Source organism: Treponema endosymbiont of Eucomonympha sp., assembly GCF_001028545.1.
In genome coordinates, this window is sequence record NZ_BBPW01000634.1 from 1 (window position 1) to 451 (window position 451).

At 57.6% G+C, this 451-nt stretch carries 1 protein-coding gene; it reads right to left on the reverse strand.

Annotated elements, in window-relative coordinates:
- Positions 1 to 150 precede the first annotated feature (150 nt).
- The coding region (locus tag AWU74_RS08415; RefSeq protein ID WP_162505114.1) for a transposase at positions 151 to 451 on the reverse strand (301 nt) is incomplete at its 5' end.

The following is a 451-nucleotide window of genomic DNA, read 5'->3' on the forward strand; positions in this document are numbered from 1 at the left end:
TCGTGTCATACGCCTTGTCCGCAAGGAACGCTTCCGCTTCCAAATCCTCCATAAGGAGAGGCGCTTGATTACAGTCCGCGACAGTACCGCTTGTCACAATGCCGCTTGCCGGTATCCCGTACTCGTCGACTACCAAGTGCAATTTGCTGTTCAGCCCCCTTTTGTACGGCTAATGTCCTGAGTGCCGCCGCGCGCCCCGCACGCGTCCGCGTGTGCCTTGATATACGTCGAATCTATCATACGGATATCCCCAGCAGGCTCGCCTATTGCGGCGTCCGCCAGCATTTTCCCTATTCCCTTGTCCCGCCAGCGACAAAACCGCTTGTGTATGCTGTTCCAGTTCCCGAATTCTGGCGGTATATCTCTCCACGGAGCGCCCGTGCGCGTCTGCCACGCTACCGCGTTGATAAACAAACGGTTGTCTTTCGCCACTCCCCCGCGTTTCCCTGCC